Genomic DNA, 19,399 nt, shown 5'->3' with positions numbered 1-19,399 from the left:
TTTGAATTATTTTTTTACAGATGAAGAAAACGACAATGAATTTTTTAAATTGTCTATTGGTGCTACCGCTACTCAACCACAAATTTTTAAACGGATATGCTATTTCCCGAATGCGGCTGAAACAATATATTGGTCTGTGAGTGAGGTAAAGAGTGAATCGGTTAGTAATTTTGGTGTAAAAGCACACTTGGCAAGTAATGTCGATTTTAAATTGGTAAAATTACATTCTATATATGCCAAGCGTTTGATGTTAAAAAAGCTACGAAACTTCAATAAAAGCGCAAGCATTGTTAACTGCAATGTGAATGTTAAAGCTATATACGCTGACTATGATAAATTATTTGAAAATTCACCCATGCCAACGGGCTATCTAAATTGGATCGTCAACCAAGAGCCAGAGTTATGGCGTGATAAAAGCGACAGCTGTTCTATTTTATTTTCTATTATAGTGCCTACTTACAATGCAGAACCCGCTTGGTTAGACGCTTGTTTTAATTCTGTTGTGGCGCAGAATTATGCTAACTGGCAATTGATTATTGTCGATGATGCATCTAACTCGCTTGAGAGCTTAAGTTGTTTAAAAAAATGGCATGCATTAGATGATGACCGTCTAGTAATTGTTCATCGAGAGAAAAATGGTCATATTTGTGCTGCGACTAATAGCGGTATTCAAAAATCGACCGGTGATTTTTTATTATTTCTTGACCATGATGATATGCTTGCTCCCCAAGCATTAAATGAACTGGCTTTGTCAATAGCAGAAAACCCTCAAGCAAAAGTATTTTACTCCGACGAAGACTTAATGTCGGAAGCTGGAGAAAGGATTGCCCCCCATTTTAAAAGTGACTGGAACATTGAACTACTTCGGTCACATAATTACGTTACCCATTTATGTTGCTATGAAAAAACACTATTAGATAAGCTAGGCGGCATGCACCTAGGTTATGAAGGTGCACAAGATTATGATTTGATTCTTCGTGCATCTGAAGTTGTTGGCGCTGAGAATATTATTCATATTCCTAAGGTGCTGTACCATTGGAGAATGGTAGAAGGCTCTACCGCAAGCGATGCGGGAGCAAAAAATTACGCCACAGAAGCAGGATTAAAAGCATTAACTGACCATATACATAAATATGATTCCAATGCCATGGTTTGCCATGCAGACAGAACCAATTTTTATAAGGTTGATTATGCCCTTCCCCAGCAGTTACCTCTGGTTTCCATTATTATCCCTACCCGCGATGGCTTGGAAGTATTGAAACCGTGTATTGAAACTTTAATTACTAAAACAGCTTATGAAAATTATGAGGTGATAGTTTTGGACAATGGTTCTGTTGAACCAGAAACGCTTAAATATCTCTCTATGCTTTCAAGTAAATCCAGTTTTAAAGTTATTCGTGATGATGGGGGGTTTAATTACTCTCGAATTAACAACCACGCTGTAGCTCATGCGGATGGCGAATTAGTTTGCCTGTTAAATAATGATATAGAAATAACTAACAGTGATTGGCTATCAGAAATGGTCTCTTTGGCAATCAGACCAACGACTGGTTGCGTGGGTGCCAAATTATTGTATCCCGATAATACAATTCAGCACGCTGGGGTGATTCTTGGTTTAGGTGGTTATGCTGCGCATTCTCACCGTGGGCTAGATAATAGCCAGCCAGGTTATTTTTGCCGAGCCCAAATTCGTCAGCAACTATCTGCAGTAACTGCGGCTTGCCTGGTTATTCGTAAAGAAATATATGAGGAAGTTGGTGGTTTAGATGAAGCTTTTGTAGTGGCTTACAATGATGTCGATTTTTGTTTGCGGGTGCAGCAAAAAGGCTACAAAAATATTTACACTCCTTATGCTGAGCTGCTTCACCATGAATCAAAAACTCGTGGTGATGATAATTCGCCAGAAAAGCAACAGCGATTCGACAAGGAAAAATCATTATTGTTGTCTCGCTGGGGATATCAGCTAGCAAATGACCCTTTTTATAACCCTAATTTAACCCGTTCCAGAGAAGATTTTTCGATATGAAGTTAGGTAGCAAGTTATTCGCCAAGATTAGCCCTGATGTCGAGCCTTCGTGTCATGTAGACCAGGCGAATAATCAATTGATTCGTGGTTGGGTTGAGTCATTGGATGATTTAGCCGGGTCGATGATTAAAATAGCCTCGAGCACCGATCAGGTTGTGATTCATTCAGATATTTATCGCCCTGATGTGCGGCGGGTTTCTCGGCATAGGACTGGTTTGTGTGGATTTTCTTATGATATTTCTTGCTGGGTAGATAAAAAATGTAGTGTTAGCTATTTGGGGAAAAAATGTAATGCTGTAAACCATCATAGGCCTTTGTTTTTTGTGCATATACCAAAAACTGCAGGCACTAGCTTTAAAAGAGCTGCAGCTGATTATTTTGGTAATGATGCAGTAATTAAAAATTACGGTAAAAAATCACCAGAAACTTCGAAAATTGTTCATGAAATGTTGCTGAATAAAAAACAGCAGTATGAAATTTACCTTAATATGCAGCGCCAAGGTGTCGGGCTTTATACCGGGCATGTTCACCTGGCATCGATGATGGATGTATTTCCTGCCAAAGATATTGTCAGTTTTGTTCGTCATCCGGTAGAGCAGGTTTTATCACATTTTAACCACTATCGGCTGCATTATGATTATTCTGCTTCGGTTGAAACCTTTATTAATCAACAGGGTTTTAAAAATTTACAAAGCCGATTTTTAGGTGGAGTGCCGGTTCAGTTGATTGGATTTGTTGGGCTGACTGAAGCTTATGATTCAAGCTTGGAGATTTTTAATAAATCTTATAAAACAAACATTAAAGGTAAACGACTTAATGTTATTCCAGAAGATAAAAAAGTAGCTGTCTCACAACCGTTAGTTGAACTTATTAAAGAAAATAATACGAGAGACTTTGAGTTGTACCAGCTTTGTAAGGACTTGCTGGCGCAACGAACTGAATTAACCAATCGAGGGGTGCCCTGGTGTTATGGTTTTATTGATAAGCCGACCAAAGATCAGGTTTCAGGGCTTGCATATTGGGCAGATTCAGATAAGCCAGTTGAGTTAAGTGTTTTTCATGATAAAGGCCAAGGCCAAGTTCACTTGGGTGATTGTACTGCGTCTCTAATTAAACCAGCAATGAAGCGTTATGCTGTGCCTCGTTCTGGCTTTGTTGGTTTTACTTTTAAATTTCCTGATGCTTGTGACAGGAAAAACATTCGAGTTGTTATAAAGAAAACTGGGCAGCAACTTACAGAAGTGCAAGGTATTTAAGGGGCTGGATGTGTTAGTTGTAAGTATTATTACTGCTGTATTGCTAATGGCATTGGTTAGTGGCCGTGTAATGCCAGTAAAAGGGTTTGTATTTGCCTTTGTCAGTTTGTTGCTTTTGTACCCAAATAGCGAATCGCTGATTAGTCAGGCTGCCAACCCGGTATTAGTTACTTTGGCTGCATTGTATGTGGTTGTTGCAGCGCTTGGAAATACTGGTGCGACCAGATTGCTTGCTCGTTATTTTATGCACAGCCCCAAAAAATGTTATGTACCAAAGCGGGTACTAATTTTTACTTCGATATTAAGCGCAGTGGTTAATAACAGCCCAGTTGTAGCCATGTTGACGCATGTAGTGCAGGGGCATGCCAGAAGGTTTTCCATATCACCCTCCCAGTGGTTATTGCCTATTAGCTATGCGTCGATTCTTGGCGGGACCTGCACGCTGATTGGAACGAGCACCAATTTGTTGGTGGATGGCATGGTTCAGAGTGCTGTTAATTATAAATTTGACCTGTTTGAAATTGCTTGGGTTGGTGTTCCAATTGCAATTTCAGGTTGGTTGTATTTGCATTTTTTCTCTCATTTAATTCTGCCAAATCGTGATGGCTCAACAGAAACTTTTGATCATACGCGGGAATATATGGTTGAGATGTTGATACTGCCTCAAAGCGAGTTGGTGGGGAAAAATATTATTGAAGCAGGCTTAAGAAACTTACCTGGAATGTTTCTGGTTGAGGTCCATAAGCGTGAGCAAATTCTGACAGCGGTTAGCCCAAAAACGGTGCTTGAAGGTGGTGATCGTTTGATTTTTGCAGGTAGTCCAGACTCTGTGCTTGGTCTGCAAAATATCCATGGTCTGGTTATTGCGGATGACTATCGCTTTAAACTGGAAGGTAACCGCTCAGAACGCAGGCTTTTTGAAGCGGTCATCTCGCCCTCTAATCCGATTGTTGGAAGTACGCTTAAACAAGCGCGATTTCGCCATAGATATAGTGCAGTTGTTCTTAGTGTATGTCGCCATGGGCAGCGCCTTGCAGGCCGCTTAGGTGATATTACCCTGCGAGCAGGTGATACTTTGTTAATAGAATCTCAAAAAGGTTTTTTATTTCGCTATAGAAATAGCAGTGATTTTTTACTGGTGAGCAAACTGACAGACAGCCCCCAAGTTGATGCAACTAAAAGTGTTATTTCTCTGCTGGTTTTTTCTCTGATGCTTGTTTTAAGTGCTTTCGGCGTATTGAGTATTTTTAAAGCTTCTATTGTTGCCAGTGTTTTAATGATTGTTTCAGGTTGTATTTCATTTGAAGAAGCCAGTAAAGCTATAGATTATAAAGTTTTAGCCGTGATTTTTTGTGCACTTGGGCTTGGCGCTGCATTTTCAGATTCAGGATTGGCAGCCCAAGTCACAACACTGTTATTGCTTGTTGGTGATCAACCTATGCATTTGTTGATTATGGTTTATTTATTAACGCTGATCTTGACTGAAATCATCAGTAATAATGCTGCAGCAATCATTATGCTGCCTGTGGCGTTGTCTGCTGCCGCATCTGCAGTGGTGAGCCCTCTACCTTTTGCCGTTGCAGTAATGATTGCAGCTTCAACCAGTTTTTTAACACCTACGGGTTACCAAACAAACTTGATGGTTATGGGGCCTGGAGGCTACCAGTTTACCGATTACTTCAAGTTGGGCTTCCCTCTGAGTGTGCTTACTGCATCAATTTCTCTGATGTTAATCCCGGTGGTTTGGCCCTTTTAAAGAGTTAGTTATGGAAAAAAAGAATATTGTTTGGCATCAACACCCTGTTGATAAAGCGCACCGTGCAGCAATGAAGAAACAGCGCCCTTGCCTGTTGTGGTTTACTGGCTTGAGCGGATCGGGGAAATCAACCATTGCTGGTGCTGTAGAACACAAATTGGCAGAGCTTTATCACCACACCTATTTAATGGATGGAGATAATGTTCGTTATGGTTTATGCGGTGATCTTGGGTTTGGCGATGCAGATCGTAACGAAAATATCCGTCGGGTTGGAGAAGTCGCGAACTTAATGGTCGATGCTGGCTTAATTGTTTTAACCGCTTTTATTTCTCCATTCCGTGATAATCGTGCTGCGGTTAGGCGTATGTTGCAGCAGCATGAGTTTATTGAAGTTTTTATCGATACTTCAATTGAAGAGTGCGAAAAGCGTGATCCAAAAGGACTTTACAAAAAAGCCAGAGCAGGAGAAATCAAAAATTTCACTGGTATTGACTCACCTTATGAAGCACCACAAATCCCTGAAATAACTATTTTAAATAGCAATATTTCTATTGAAGATGCTGCTGACCAGGTCATTGATTATTTAGATAAGAATGGCTATTTGAAAACGCACAGGGAGAAGTGTTGTGCCTAAACCAAGTGAAATGGTTGCTTTTGTAGATGATGTGATTGCGATTGCCCAGCAAGCAGGGCAAGCCATTATGGAAATTTATCAAACAGATTTTAAACAGTACGAAAAATCAGATACCAGCCCTTTAACCGAAGCTGACTTAGCCGCGCATCATATTATTGTTGATGGGCTAAAAAAGATGAGTAGTTACCCATGCTTGTCTGAAGAGTCTGGTGAAGCGGATGGTGTTGATTGGCAGCAACGTAAAGACTGGGGTATTTATTGGTTAATTGACCCTTTAGATGGTACTAAAGAGTTTATTAATAAAAATGATGAATTTACGGTCAATATTGCACTGATCGAAAATGGTAAGGCTGTTTTAGGGGTTGTGTATTGTCCGCCGCTGGACCGTTTGTATTTTGCTGAGCAATCTATGGGGGCTTTTCGCCAAGATGGCTTGCAACCTGCTCAGAAAATTTCTGTTGCTGATGCACCCAAAGAAAGTGAAGTTTGGAAGATTGTTGGTTCTCGTCGCCATGGTGCTGAAGCGCTGGAGAAATTTGCAGAGCAGTTGGGTGATGTAGAAACTGTCTCTATGGGTAGTTCTCTTAAATTATGCCTTGTTGCTGAGGGTGCTGCTCACTTGTATCCACGTTTGGCACTGACCTGTGAATGGGACACTGGTGCTGCGCAAGCAATAGTGGAAATTGCTGGTGGTCAGGTACTTGCTCCTACAAAAACATCTGATGAATTATTGCCTCTTATGTATGGGCAGAAAGAAGAATTATTAAACCCTTTCTTTATTGTCTGTGGGCCTGTTAGTGAAAAATGGCAGTCAACGTTCATTTCTTTAAGTAAATAATTAAAGATTAATTTTTGGTATTGTTTTATGTCTATTTCGAAAAAACGTTTGACGCATTTGCAGCAACTTGAAGCTGAAAGCATTCATATTATTCGTGAAGTTGCTGCTGAGTTCGACAACCCTGTAATGCTTTATTCTGTTGGTAAAGATTCTGCTGTTATGTTGCATTTGGCGACAAAGGCTTTTTTACCTGGAAAGCCACCTTTTCCTTTAATGCATGTTGATACAACATGGAAATTTAAAGAAATGATTGCCTTTCGAGATAAAATGGCAAAAAAAGTGGGCATGGAATTGATTGTTCATATCAACCAAGACGGCGTAGACCAGGGTATAGGGCCTTTTACCCACGGTTCATCTACTCATACTGATGTGATGAAAACCCAAGGGCTGAAGCAGGCTCTGGATAAATATGGTTTTGACGCTGCTTTTGGTGGCGCACGGCGTGATGAGGAGAAATCACGTGCAAAAGAGCGGGTGTATTCATTCCGTGATCAGAACCATCGTTGGGATCCAAAAAATCAACGCCCTGAACTTTGGAATACTTATAATGGCCGTATAAATAAAGGTGAGAGTATTCGCGTGTTCCCTTTATCTAATTGGACAGAGTTGGATATTTGGCAATACATCTATAAAGAAAATATTGACATAGTACCGCTTTATTTTTCTGAAAAGCGCCCCGTAGTAAACCGTGATGGCATGTTGTTGTTGGTTGATGACGATAGATTGCCTCTTAATGAAGGTGAAGTACCTGAAGAGAAGATGGTGCGTTTTCGTACATTGGGTTGCTATCCGCTTACAGGTGCTGTTGAATCTGAAGCTGCAACGCTACCTGAAATTATCCAAGAAATGCTATTGACGACTACATCCGAACGCCAGGGGCGCTCTATCGACCATGATTCTTCTGGTTCAATGGAAAAGAAGAAGATGGAAGGTTATTTTTAATTATTAAAAATAAAGTTAATGAGTAGTTGTTGTTATATTTTTAGCAGGTTTTATTTCAGAGGTTTAGGATGGCGCACGCATCAGATTTAATAAAAGATGATATTTTTGGTTATTTACAGCAGCATGAAGAGAAAGACATTCTACGTTTTCTAACTTGTGGTAATGTGGATGATGGTAAATCTACCCTGATTGGGCGGTTGTTACATGATTCAAAGTTGATTTTTGAAGATCAACTTGCTGCAATTAAACAAGATTCTCAAAAATTTAACACGACCAATCAAGAGTTTGATTTGGCATTGTTGGTTGATGGTCTTCAGTCTGAACGTGAGCAAGGCATTACTATTGATGTGGCTTATCGTTATTTTTCAACAGACAAACGTAAATTTATCATTGCCGACTGTCCTGGTCATGAGCAATATACTCGTAATATGGCGACCGGGGCATCTACCTGCGATTTAGCTATTATCCTTATAGATGCGCGAAAAGGCATTCAAACTCAAACCAAACGTCATTCATATATTGTGAATTTGCTAGGTATCAAAAATGTAATCGTCGCCGTTAATAAAATGGATTTAATGGATTACGACGAAACTGTTTTTGAAAATATTAAATCTGAATATTTAGAATTATCTAATGGTTTGGGAATTAGCAATGTAAGCTTCATTCCTATGTCGGCTCTGCTAGGTGATAATGTAGTAGATAAAAGCAAACAGATGCCTTGGTACCAGGAAGAAACGTTCATTCAAAAGCTTGAAACGATTGAAATCCACTGTAATGATCGATCCAGTGATTTTCGGCTGCCAGTTCAATATGTTAATCGACCTAATTTAGATTTTCGTGGTTTTTGTGGCACTATCGCTGCTGGAGAAATTGCTGTTGGTGATATGATAGAAACATTACCATCTGGCAAACAAAGCAAAGTTAAATCAATTGTTTCAGCTTCAGGAGAAGTTGCTTCTGCAATTGTTGGAGAAGCTGTAACACTCACCTTAGCGGATGAAATTGATATCTCCCGGGGTGATATGATTGTTAAGGGAGTCTTGCCAACCACTTCCAATGCTTTTACTGCAAATTTGATATGGATGGATGATCAACCTCTTGAATTGAATAAAGAGTATTTGTTTAAGCTGGGCACGAAATCTTCATTTGGCACTATAAAATCGATTAAACATCGTATTGATGTTAATACAATGAATTGTATATTAGCTGAAAGCTTGCAATTAAATGAAGTTGCGGTAGTTGAAGTTTATATAAATGATTCAGTTGTATTTGATGCGTATAAAGAATCTAGAAATACCGGTAATTTTGTAGTTATAGACCGTATATTCAATAGTACAGTAGCCGCTGGTATGATTATTGAATCATTAGATAGCTCACTTGTTTCCAATGTTGCTGAAATGTCTTATCAAGAAAGAGTTGTAGAGTTTAATAAAGAAGTAGAGTTGTTGGTCCATAAGTATTTCAAAAGTTACTAGAAAAAGTGATTTCTTTGATTGGATCAATTTTCTCAAAGCATTTCGCGCGCACTGTGAGTTGCGTGCGAAATGCTGTGGTTGAAATGAAATTTAATTTAAATCGATATTTTGATTCAAGGGATTACCAAAGTTGGCTGGGGCTTCAATCTGATTCTAAAAAAAAATCAGTTGAGTTTAATGTTTCATCAAGTTCGATACGGCCTGTTTTTTCGATTCTAGTGCCGGTGTATAAAGTAAATAGTAAGTTTCTTGAAGTAATGCTCAAGTCTGTCTTAAGCCAAAGTTACTCTGAGTGGCAGCTTTGTATTGTTGATGATGGTTCGTCTGATAAACGGATTCATGATGTTATCAAAAAATATCAGAATAATAGCTCAAAAATATATTCTATTTTGAGCAATGATAACCAAGGTATATCTAGTGCCAGTAATAAGTGCTTGTCTCTAGCTCATGGTGATTATATTGTTTTGTTAGATCATGATGATGTTTTGCACTCTGATGCACTTTTGTTTCTTGCCGACGCTATAATAAAAAATCCAAAATCTAAAATAATTTACACAGATGAAGATAAGATTGATAAAGAAGGTCGTAGGTATTCGCCACATTTTAAGCCTGACTTTAATTATGATTTGTTGTTGTCTCAAAATTATATTTGCCATTTGACATGTTACAAAACGAATTTAGTTGTTGGTGTTGGAGGCTTTCGTCAAGGTTTTGAAGGAAGTCAAGATTACGATTTGTTGCTTCGATGTATTTCAAAGATAAATCCTAATCAAATTGTTCATATTCCGGAGGTTTTATATCACTGGAGAGCTTGTTCAGGATCAACTGCACTCGAACATTCAGCTAAAAATTATACAACAGCAGCGGGCATTAAATCATTAATAAGACATTTTTCAGCATCCCCAGAAGTTTCTATAAAAAAAGGTATGCTTCCTAATACTTATCAGGTTCGTTGGCCAATACTTGGCAGCCAACCAAGTGTTGCCTTGATTGTTCCTACCCGTGATGGTTTTCAGATACTTAAACAGTGCATTGATAATATTTTGAGTAAAACGCATTATCAAAATTATCAAATTGTAGTAGTAGACAATCAATCTAGCTGTAAAAAAACACTGAGTTATTTGAAAAAAATATCATGTTACGAAAAAATCCGTGTGGTAAAGTTTAACAAACCATTCAATTATTCTGAAATTAATAATTTTGCTGTTGATCTGGTCGATTCTGAATTGATTGGTTTGGTGAATAATGATACGGAAGTTATTTCAAAAGACTGGTTGAATGAAATGGTTTCTCATGCAATCAGACCTGATATTGGCTGTGTTGGAGCTAAGTTATATTATCCAGACAATACTATTCAGCATGCAGGTGTGATTCTTGGGATTGCTGGCTATGCTGGTCATGCGCATAAGCATTACCCTAAAAATAAAAGTGGTTATTTTTCCAGATTAAAACTCATTCAAAATTTTTCTGCAGTTACGGGTGCCTGCTTACTAGTTAGAAGAAAGACATATCTAGAAGTTGGTGGTCTTGATCAAGATAATTTAAAAGTTGCACTTAGCGATATTGATTTTTGTTTAAAAGTCCGTGAAGCCGGATACCGTAATTTATGGACACCTTACGCCGAGTTGTATCACCATGAGTCAAAATCACGTGGTGCTGAGGATACGCCGGAGAAGCAGCAGAGATTTGAGAAGGAGGTTGAGTTTATGAAAGAGAAGTGGGGAGACGCTTTGAATAATGACCCTGCCTACAATCCTAATCTGACTCTAAAACATGAAGACTTTCGGATTGGCAATCCTACATGTTAGAACTGATTAAAAATCATTCGATTGTCTATTTTGACGGGGTAAAGGCAACAGGAAATTTTCCATATTGTAAAATTGAACTGACAGGGAAATGGGACCCGGTTCGATTTTCACAATACGATTATATTGGGGCTGATTATTTAATCAGCCCTGCGTTGTTAAGGCGGCTCAAAGATACAGTACCTGAGCTGTATTCATTATCTTCTGATGCGTTACTTAAACTGGCTGTTGAAGTGTCCGATTCCGATCCTTTTTACTGTAGCGGTGTCTTGGTATATTCGAATCAGCCAGCAGAACTTCCGAGCCCGCAGGCGGTAGAGCCTGGTGCTCAGTCGGCGCTCAACCTGTCACACATTAACCATTCTATGGTTTCAATTGTTATCCCGACTCGTAATGGTGGGGGAATTTTGAAAAAATGTGTCGATAGTATTCTGAATAAAACCAGCTATAAAAATTATGAAATTATTCTGATAGATAACCAGAGTGATGATGCCTTGACACTTTCATTGCTTAAGCAGTATTCGAAGTTGGATAAAATTCGAGTGCTTGAATATGATCGACCATTTAATTATTCAGCTATTAATAACTTCGCAGTTGAATATGCTAATGGGTCTGTACTTGGATTGTTGAACGATGATGTTGAAGTGATTTCGGATGATTGGTTATCGCATATGCTGCATTGGCTCTCTCAGCCTGGAAGTGGTTGTGTTGGTGCCAAGCTACTTTATCCTGATGGCCGTATTCAGCATGCCGGAGTGATTACCGGGGTGGCAGGGACTGCTAATCATGAGTATAAATTTTATTCACATGATTACACGGGTGATGGTCGTCGTTTGCAAACTACACGGCGTGCCAGTGCGGTTACTGCCGCTTGTTTGTTAATTAAGAAATCGCTTTACCAGCAGGTTGGTGGTTTAAATGAGCAGCATCTTCCGGTCGCTTTTAATGATGTAGATTTATGCCTTAAGGTTAAGCTCGCGGGTTATCATAATATCTGGGTTGCTGAGGCGGTTTTGTATCATCATGAGTCTGTTTCCCGTGGTAAGGATGTTACACCGCAGCAGAAAGCGCGGGCGCGGGGTGAAGTTGCCTATATGAGGCAACAATGGCAGACGCATAAGCAAGTTGATGCGTATTGGCACCCTTGGTTGTCTGGTAAATCGACATCGCCCAAAATCAGTTGGGTAAATGTTTTTAAAGCCGGGGTTCCCAAGCTGATTAATTTGCCATCTATTCGGAAAAAATTGTATGCAGAAATTTTCTGAAGTCGATCATTTAGAGCAAGTTATAAGCAGCAAGGTAATCGTTATTTCTCATGGTTGCCAAGCGACAGTTGATCGTTATTTCACTAGCCGTATTGCAACAGAAAACCTGCTATGGATCGATACATCTACTGTTAACTGGCAGAGTAGCCTTAATCGGCTTAAGGAGTTCCAGCTTCAAGGTGCTTGTTGTTTGTTTGTTCGGAAGTTACCCAGAGCCGTGTTGCAGTATTTTTTAAAACTGGGAATACGCAAAGCGATATGGTTTCTGGATGATGATATTCCAACCATGATGCAAGATATTAGCTTGCCTTTACCTTATCGCCTGAAGCATACTATCTGGTTATATAGCAACCAGCGATTACTGGAAAAAATTTGTAATCGATTGTTAGTGTCGACTTCGCATCTTGCTAATAAGTATCTAACCGGAAATATTTTTTTACCCCCTGCATTGGCTGAAAAAAATGAACTAGCGTTAGTTAGATCTGTGCCAGATTCTGTTGCGGGTTATGATATTTCAGGTACTTCAGCGCTGCAGCATAGTCAGGAAGCTTGTATTTTTTATCATGGCAGTGCTTCACATAAAATTGATCATCAATTTATGGCGAAGGTTTTTCCGATATTGCTTGATAAACAGCCAACGGTGAAAATTCAGGTGATTGCTGATAAGAGAATCCGCAAGCTTTACCCGCTATTACCACAAATTGATTTTGTTCAACCTATGGTGTGGCATGCTTACCTGGATTTTATTAAATCGGAATCTTTGGATATTGGCTTGGCGCCACAAATGGATAGTTTGTTTAATCGTTCCAGGTCTCATAATAAATTGATTGATTTTTGCTTGAGTCAGGCAATAGGTGTTTTCTCACCCGGCTTTTCGTTTGCTGATGATATTAAACGCGCTGAAGCAGGTGTTGTTTGTGAAAACCAGCCGCTGCTGTGGGCGAAAGCTATTGAAGAAATTTTGCAATCAGAAGACTTTGAAAACCGAAAACAGCAGACTGTATTTAATGCAATTCATTTGTGCAAGGAGTTGCAGCAGTGCCCAAAATAAGCTTGCCTGACGATTTAATCTGGCATACTTCAAGTAGAAAGCTATCTCGGCAGTTATCTTTGCAAGGTATCTTTCAAAAAAAAATTCAAACTTTACCTCGGTTTTCAGCTGTTTTACGCAATAAGAATGCTGCAATTGTTGGCTGGGGAAGTAAACCTAATACGCATAGTGGAAAACAGTTCGCGCAGCGAAATAACTTACCATTTTATTCGATAGAAGATGGTTTTTTCGGTTGGCTAGGCCATCCTGCCGCTAAAGGTGTTCGCCTGTCTGCGGTGTTTGATAGCAGCGGCATCTATTATGATGCTAGCAAGCCGTCAGATTTGGAGTTGCTGTTAAATTCACCTGAAAGTTGGTTAGATTTTCAATTACTTTCCCGAGCCGAAAAACTGATAGACAGAATTACTTCATATCATATTTCAAAGTATAATCATGATGTTGCTATTGGCCATGGTTGCGGTTTAAAGCAATCTTTTGTTTTAGTGATTGATCAAACTTATGCAGATATGTCTGTGTCAGGCGCTTTAGCGAATCAAGCTGATTTTGACTTAATGCTGAAAGCGGCGCTTGAGGAAAATCCCAAGGATCAAGTTGTTGTTAGAGCGCACCCGGATGTGTTGCTTGGAAAAAAGCAGGGTTGGCTGATCAGCGCTGCTGGAGTGAAATCAGAAACACTTCGAAAAAAATATGCCGATGAAATTAAAAATGGTCGATTGATCTTTTCTACTGAAGCCATTAATCCCGGTATTTTATTGGACCAGGCAGATAAAGTTTATACCGTTAGTTCACAGATGGGTTTTGAAGCACTGCTTTATGGTACGCCGACCATTTGTTTTGGCGTGCCATTTTATAGTGGTTGGGGGTTGACTGATGATAGAAAACCCTGCCGTCGCCGAATCCAAAAACATACGGTAGCCTCTTTGTTTGCAGCGGCTTGCCTGCGATATAGCCGATATTGGAACCCTGAAACTGGCCAGCAATGTGAAATGGAGCAAGCGCTGCAGTTGATTGTTAACCAAAAAACACAGCGTGGGCGTTCGCTAAAATTCTCAAAGATCATAGCTTGCAAGTGTTCAATTTGGCGTAAGCAGTTTTTACCCAATTTTGTATCTGCTTATGCGCCGAAAATAAGTTTCTCTAAAAAGTTTCAAACACCGGTTAAGTCGGAGGCACTTGAGCAAGCTTTATTGGTTTGGGGGCGAAGACATGCTGCCGATTATCAGCCGGAGCCTGGCCAACCTCGTTTATTAAGAATGGAAGATGGTTTTATTCGTTCGGTGGGCTTGGGTTCTGATTTTAAGCGGCCCTGGTCGTTGGTAGTTGATTCCCGTGGTATTTATTTTGACCCAACGCGGCCTTCGGATTTAGAACATTACTTACAGAATCATTTGTTTTCTTCAGAAGAAGAAGTACGTTCTGGAAAATTAATTGAAAAACTGCGTGCCACTAAAATCAGCAAATATAATGATGCAGACGATGGTGGTAAGTTGGATAAGGCAGGAAATGATCTCTTCATTTCAAAGCATTCCCTCCCTCCATGGAGGTCACGCAGCGCCATCCGACACACAGAAAAATACAGCACGCCTGTCTCGGATCATTCGCCTGATGGCGCCAGATGCTTATCAAGCCTACCGCTGAAAATTCTGGTCCCGGGGCAAGTAGAAGATGATGCGTCGATTCAATATGGTTGTATTGATATTAAAACCAACTTGGATCTTCTAAAACAAGTTCGTCGGGATAATCCAAAAGCATGGATTATCTATAAGCCGCACCCCGATGTATTAGCCGGTAATCGGTTGGGTAAAATTGCTCTGCAGCAAGCAAGTGAATATGCAGGTCAGATTGTCACCGATGCGGGTATTTATGATGTAATTGATGCGGTTGATCAAGTGCATACCATGACATCTCTAGCAGGTTTTGAAGCTTTATTGGCAGGTAAACAAGTGCACTGCTATGGCATTCCTTTTTATGCTAACTGGGGGTTAACGGTTGATCGACATCACTGTGATCGGCGTAACCGGAATTTGAATTTAAACCAATTGGTTTTTGCCACGCTTTGTTTGTATCCGACGTATATTCATTGGAATCATGGGTTTTATACTACGCCAGAGGCGGTGATTGATGCTTTGGAAATTGAAAAAAGAAGTGTCAAAAAAATGACGCGCAGTGTTCCTCAAAAAATGAATCGCTATCGACTAAAGTTAAAATATCTTTTAGAGATTTTTTAATATTCTGATGTAAATAAAACAGGGTGTTGTTTAATGCCTTCCGTCAATAAATAACATAAATATCAGAGTATGATCATCAGGATTTAATATGAGCCAAGCAGCTCATAAAAACCATTCTAGTAAAAGGTTATTCCTTTCAGTAATGACTGCTTAGATTTTCTGGAGTACTTATGACTCACCCTAGGGCCGACATGCCTGCAATGCGGCAAGATTTGATTAATATCACTGAACTAAAAGCAGCGTATTATAAAAATCAACCTGATCTGACTAATTCATCTCATAGAGTTAGTTTTAGTACTTCTGGTCATCGCGGAAACCCAATACTTACATCTTTTAATAAATCGCATGTGTTGGTGATTGTACAAACTGTTTGTAAATACCGTTCTGCTAATGAAATCTATGGGCTATTATTTGTTGGCATGGATACGCATGCTATGTCCGAATGTGTTCAAATATCTACACTTGAAGTTTCAGCTGCAAATTTGAATTAATTTCACATGTTAATTTGTTTTAGGATTTTGTTATGAAGATGGAATTTATTAACTCGGTTGAGTCTTCAGTTTCGATGAACTCTGCTAATGCGACACCGCTTTACCAGTATTCTTGTGCCGAAGTATTGGATGGCCATCGTGCTCGATTAGCTGATAAAAAAATAGCTAGTCTTTTTTCTGATAATTCTATGCGGGCAGAAGAATATTGTATAGAAGCTGCCGGGTTGGAGCTAGATTATAGTAAAAACTGCATCGATGCTCTGTTGTTAGATACGTTAATGTGCATGGCTAGCGAAGCAGGTTTAGATGAAAAGCGCAGGGCAATGTTTGCTGGTGAAAAGATTAACTACTCCGAAAACCGGTCTGTATTACATACTGCATTACGAGATTTTTCCAATGCAGACCCGAAAGTGGATGGTCAATCAATTAAATCAGAAATAAAAGATGTTCGGAATAAAATTAAAGAGCTGACCAGTAAGATTCACTCAGGTGTGTGGACTGGTTATAGTGGAAAGAAAATTCGCCATATTATAAATATTGGTATTGGAGGATCTTTTCTTGGGGTCAAAACAGTTTTAGACGGATTACAACCATGGTGGCATGACGATATTGAGACTCATTATGTGGCTAATATTGACCCGACTGATCTGCACCAGGTGTTCAAAAATATTGAACCTGAAACATCATTGTTTATTATTGCATCAAAGTCATTTTCTACTCTCGAAACCAAATCAAATGCTACAGCTGCTAGAGATTGGATGAAAAGCCAAGGGATTCCTGAGTCAGAAATACATCGCCATTTTGTAGCAATATCTTCTAATGTTCTCGCTGCAACCGCTTTTGGGATTGCCAAAGAAAATATTTTCCCTATGGGTGATTGGGTGGGGGGAAGATATTCATTGTGGTCGGCTATTGGTTTAATGATTCCACTTGCCACATCATATGATGTATTTGAGCGTTTGTTGAGAGGCGCAGGTGAAATGGATCAGCACTTTTTAACGGCGCCATTGTCAGAAAATATGCCTGTAATAATGGGGTTGTTAGGTGTGTGGCACCAGAACTGGTGTGGCGCAGAAAGTCATGCAGTATTGCCATATGATTCTCGATTAGCCAGTTTCCCTAAGCATTTGCAGCAAATGGATATGGAGTCAAACGGCAAAACGGTTAGCTATAAAGGTGAACGTGTAAACTACCATACAGGAGAAATTGTGTGGGGAGATGTTGGGACTAACGGCCAGCACGCATATCACCAGCTATTGCATCAAGGTAGTCGCTTAATTCCTGTCGACTTTATTGTACCGTTAAAAAGTTATAATCCAATTGGGGATCAACATCGTTGGTTGGTTTCTCATGCATTTGCACAAAGTCAGGCATTAATGAATGGAAAATCAATTAATCAAGCCCGTGAAGAATTATCAGGAAAGGGGCTTAATAAAGTTCAACTAGAATCTGTTGCTCGCCAGAAAGCGATTCCTGGCAACCGTCCTAGTAATGTACTGACTATGGAATCATTAAGCCCGGAAAACCTTGGGGCTTTGATTGCACTTTATGAACATAAAGTATTTGTCCAAGGTGTTTTATGGGAGTTAAACAGTTTTGATCAATGGGGTGTTGAGCTTGGAAAGGTATTGGGAGATAAAATGTACCAGCATCTTTCTGAAGTTATATACACCGATTGTGAAGATGGGTCGACCAATAAATTAATAAATAAATATAGAAGGGTGCATCAACAAGACCTTTCTGAAACTGCTTAATCTACTCAGTTTGTTGGCTGCGCCCACAGGCTTACCCAACCTACTTGAGTTCGGTATTTAATTTTAATTGTGGTGTTTGTTCAATAAAACCAGTTGGTTTTCGTAGTCTGGGTAAGCCTACGACGCACCCGGGAACCGAAGGTTCAAGACGGGGCAATTCTATAGACGCACTCGGGAACCAAGGGTTCAATCTGAAGATAGTTTCGAGAACAGGATTGAAATGTTTACGCAGCTTTCGCTTTGATTAACTTGAAATTGCTCGTCTTAATAATGCATTGGCTACGTTCTAAAAAAAATTCACAACATTTCGCTGCTGTTTTTTCAGGGTTTTTATAAAAGTTTCCATTTAGTTGGTTATGGTGCTGTAGATAATCATGAAATTTTTGATAAAATATTTCATCTACAAATCCTGGTTGTTGCCAAAAATCATCAATAGCCAGTTGATTGGTTAGCCCTTTGATATTATACGGTGCTCGGCCGCAACAGATAGTTGGGCAGCTGTGTAATAATGCAGAGATTCCAACTGTGCTATTTATTGTGATACAGCCTAGAGCATTATCTAATAATGTTGGTAGATGCAATTCAAATCCGTAATGAACTCTGCCTGTTAGATCTAATTTTCTAGAAATTATACTAATTAAATCCCTATAGTTTTTATGGCCGCGGTCCATAGGGTGGTGCTTGAATACCAAGTGATGCTTTTCGTTACTATTTTTATGAAAGGATTTTATTGTTTGGATAATAAAATCTTCCATCGATTCATAATCAGAATGAAATAATAATTGTGAATCATTGTGAACCTGCAGCGGAACCACAAAAAACTGTTTTTTTAAGTTATCTATTAAGTTTTTTTGCAGTTTCTGATCTGACTTTTCTACTAATAACTTTCTTATTCCAGAGCGAATCCAATTGTAACCTTCTCGCAGTGGGCTGGCATCACGATGATGTAAGTAATCTGGAAAGTTATTTTTTACTAACCGAGCAGCCCAATAATAGGTAGTTGCATATTTCCCCCAGTTTCTTAACCTAGATCCAGTAGATTTTGGTTTTGGTTGCTCGGGAATAACTGCATTTTCAATTGTCTCGGAGGAAAGGTCCAGTTGACTGTAGGCATTGGCACCACCAAATTCCATGGTAATAAAATGGGGGCGTAGATAACCTTCTTCGAACACCACAAATTCAATGTTGTTTCGCAGGGCTACTTCTTTGGCAATACGATGATAAAAACGGCAATCACCATAGACAAAAATACTGGTGACTTGCTCTTTTTTTACATAATTATGCAAAAATATTCGCCAGTTCTCTGGTGTGCCTGTGTAGTTGTTATTAGGTAAGTTCTGATTGTTTTGGAAATGAAACCGGTCGCCACCGTTAAAGTTGATCTTATGCACATCAAATCCGGCCTGGTCTAATTGGCAAGCCATATGTCTGAAGAATGGGCCCATGGGGCCTTGTAAGAACAACAGTGCCAACGTTAATCTGCCTTTAGGCTGCGTATGTAATATGAAGATGTGCTGATTAGGCTGCGCAGTGTTCTGCGCAATATATTTCTGGTATGGGTGAAATCGATTAGATAATAACAGCTGTTTTATGCTGTGTCCGTGACATAATATCTTCAAATAGCTTTATTTGACCTGAATCATTACATGGTTTAGTAAAGTGCTAGCATTTGTTAGTGCGCTATGATTTGTGAATGTTTTCAGGTTGTGACGCGAGTCTCAGAAAAGATTTTTTAGATTGTTTTTTCTTTGTATTGTATGGGTTAAGTATTTGTATTTAATTTAATATTACTCTTATGAGTATTATTGCAACTGAATGTATGATATTTGTTTTAGTTTTGTTGACATCATTATTCAATTCAAGCGTGAGCCAACTAAA

The 19,399-nt window shown here is 39.3% G+C and carries 14 protein-coding genes; 13 read left to right on the top strand and 1 reads right to left on the bottom strand.

All coding sequences use genetic code 11. The annotated features are described in order from the left end of the window. The first annotated feature begins 1 nt into the window (after position 1). The 13 genes from DC094_RS06455 to pgi all read left to right on the top strand — a co-directional run bounded on the left by DC094_RS06455 (position 2) and on the right by pgi (position 17,521). On the top strand, positions 2-2,026 hold the full coding sequence (locus tag DC094_RS06455; RefSeq protein WP_158527241.1) for a glycosyltransferase family 2 protein: 2,025 nt from the start codon (positions 2-4) through the stop codon (positions 2,024-2,026). Continuing rightward, the gene (locus tag DC094_RS06450) at positions 2,023-3,282 is read left to right on the top strand and encodes a sulfotransferase family protein (protein WP_116686312.1); all 1,260 of its coding nucleotides are present in this window, start codon (positions 2,023-2,025) and stop codon (positions 3,280-3,282) included. Before DC094_RS06455 ends, DC094_RS06450 begins: the two co-directional genes overlap by 4 nt. 10 nt (positions 3,283-3,292) lie before the next feature. Further along, positions 3,293-5,038, top strand: a complete 1,746-nt coding sequence (locus tag DC094_RS06445) for an SLC13 family permease (protein ID WP_116686311.1) — start codon at positions 3,293-3,295, stop codon at positions 5,036-5,038. Between the two features lie 10 nt (positions 5,039-5,048). Further along, complete coding sequence (cysC, locus tag DC094_RS06440) at positions 5,049-5,672, top strand: adenylyl-sulfate kinase (protein ID WP_116686310.1); 624 nt, start codon at positions 5,049-5,051, stop codon at positions 5,670-5,672. Beyond that, positions 5,665-6,510: a 3'(2'),5'-bisphosphate nucleotidase CysQ gene (cysQ, locus tag DC094_RS06435; protein ID WP_241503983.1), complete on the top strand. Its 846-nt coding sequence runs from the start codon at positions 5,665-5,667 to the stop codon at positions 6,508-6,510. The genes cysC and cysQ overlap by 8 nt, the downstream gene beginning before the upstream one ends. Before the next feature lie 33 nt (positions 6,511-6,543). Beyond that, a complete protein-coding gene (cysD, locus tag DC094_RS06430) occupies positions 6,544-7,452 on the top strand; it encodes a sulfate adenylyltransferase subunit CysD (RefSeq protein ID WP_422615581.1) in 909 nt (302 codons plus the stop codon). A gap of 68 nt (positions 7,453-7,520) precedes the next feature. Beyond that, positions 7,521-8,927, top strand: coding sequence for a sulfate adenylyltransferase subunit CysN (gene cysN / locus DC094_RS06425; RefSeq protein ID WP_116686308.1), 1,407 nt, complete (start codon positions 7,521-7,523; stop codon positions 8,925-8,927). Positions 8,928-9,010: 83 nt separating this feature from the next. After that, positions 9,011-10,735, top strand: coding sequence for a glycosyltransferase family 2 protein (locus tag DC094_RS06420; RefSeq protein ID WP_116686307.1), 1,725 nt, complete (start codon positions 9,011-9,013; stop codon positions 10,733-10,735). Beyond that, a complete protein-coding gene (locus DC094_RS06415; protein ID WP_116686306.1) occupies positions 10,729-11,997 on the top strand; it encodes a glycosyltransferase family 2 protein in 1,269 nt (422 codons plus the stop codon). Before DC094_RS06420 ends, DC094_RS06415 begins: the two co-directional genes overlap by 7 nt. After that, the gene (locus DC094_RS06410) at positions 11,981-13,048 is read left to right on the top strand and encodes a hypothetical protein (protein WP_116686305.1); all 1,068 of its coding nucleotides are present in this window, start codon (positions 11,981-11,983) and stop codon (positions 13,046-13,048) included. The genes DC094_RS06415 and DC094_RS06410 overlap by 17 nt, the downstream gene beginning before the upstream one ends. Further along, positions 13,036-15,276, top strand: coding sequence for a capsule polysaccharide biogenesis protein (locus tag DC094_RS06405; protein ID WP_158527240.1), 2,241 nt, complete (start codon positions 13,036-13,038; stop codon positions 15,274-15,276). Before DC094_RS06410 ends, DC094_RS06405 begins: the two co-directional genes overlap by 13 nt. Before the next feature lie 170 nt (positions 15,277-15,446). Then, entirely contained in the window at positions 15,447-15,767 is a 321-nt protein-coding gene (locus DC094_RS06400; protein WP_116686303.1) for a hypothetical protein, read from the top strand. 32 nt (positions 15,768-15,799) lie between these two features. Beyond that, positions 15,800-17,521, top strand: coding sequence for a glucose-6-phosphate isomerase (pgi, locus tag DC094_RS06395; RefSeq protein WP_241503982.1), 1,722 nt, complete (start codon positions 15,800-15,802; stop codon positions 17,519-17,521). A gap of 224 nt (positions 17,522-17,745) precedes the next feature. On the opposite strand, the gene DC094_RS06390 is transcribed toward pgi, so the two are convergent. Next, complete coding sequence (locus DC094_RS06390; RefSeq protein WP_241503998.1) at positions 17,746-18,945, bottom strand: capsule polysaccharide biogenesis protein; 1,200 nt, start codon at positions 18,943-18,945, stop codon at positions 17,746-17,748. Positions 18,946-19,399: the final 454 nt, after the last annotated feature.

It is taken from the genome of Pelagibaculum spongiae (genome assembly GCF_003097315.1).
In the GTDB taxonomy this organism is placed as follows: domain Bacteria; phylum Pseudomonadota; class Gammaproteobacteria; order Enterobacterales; family Pelagibaculaceae; genus Pelagibaculum; species Pelagibaculum spongiae.
Note: the sequence above shows the minus strand (reverse complement) of the source record. Positions and strands in the feature narration are given on the sequence as shown.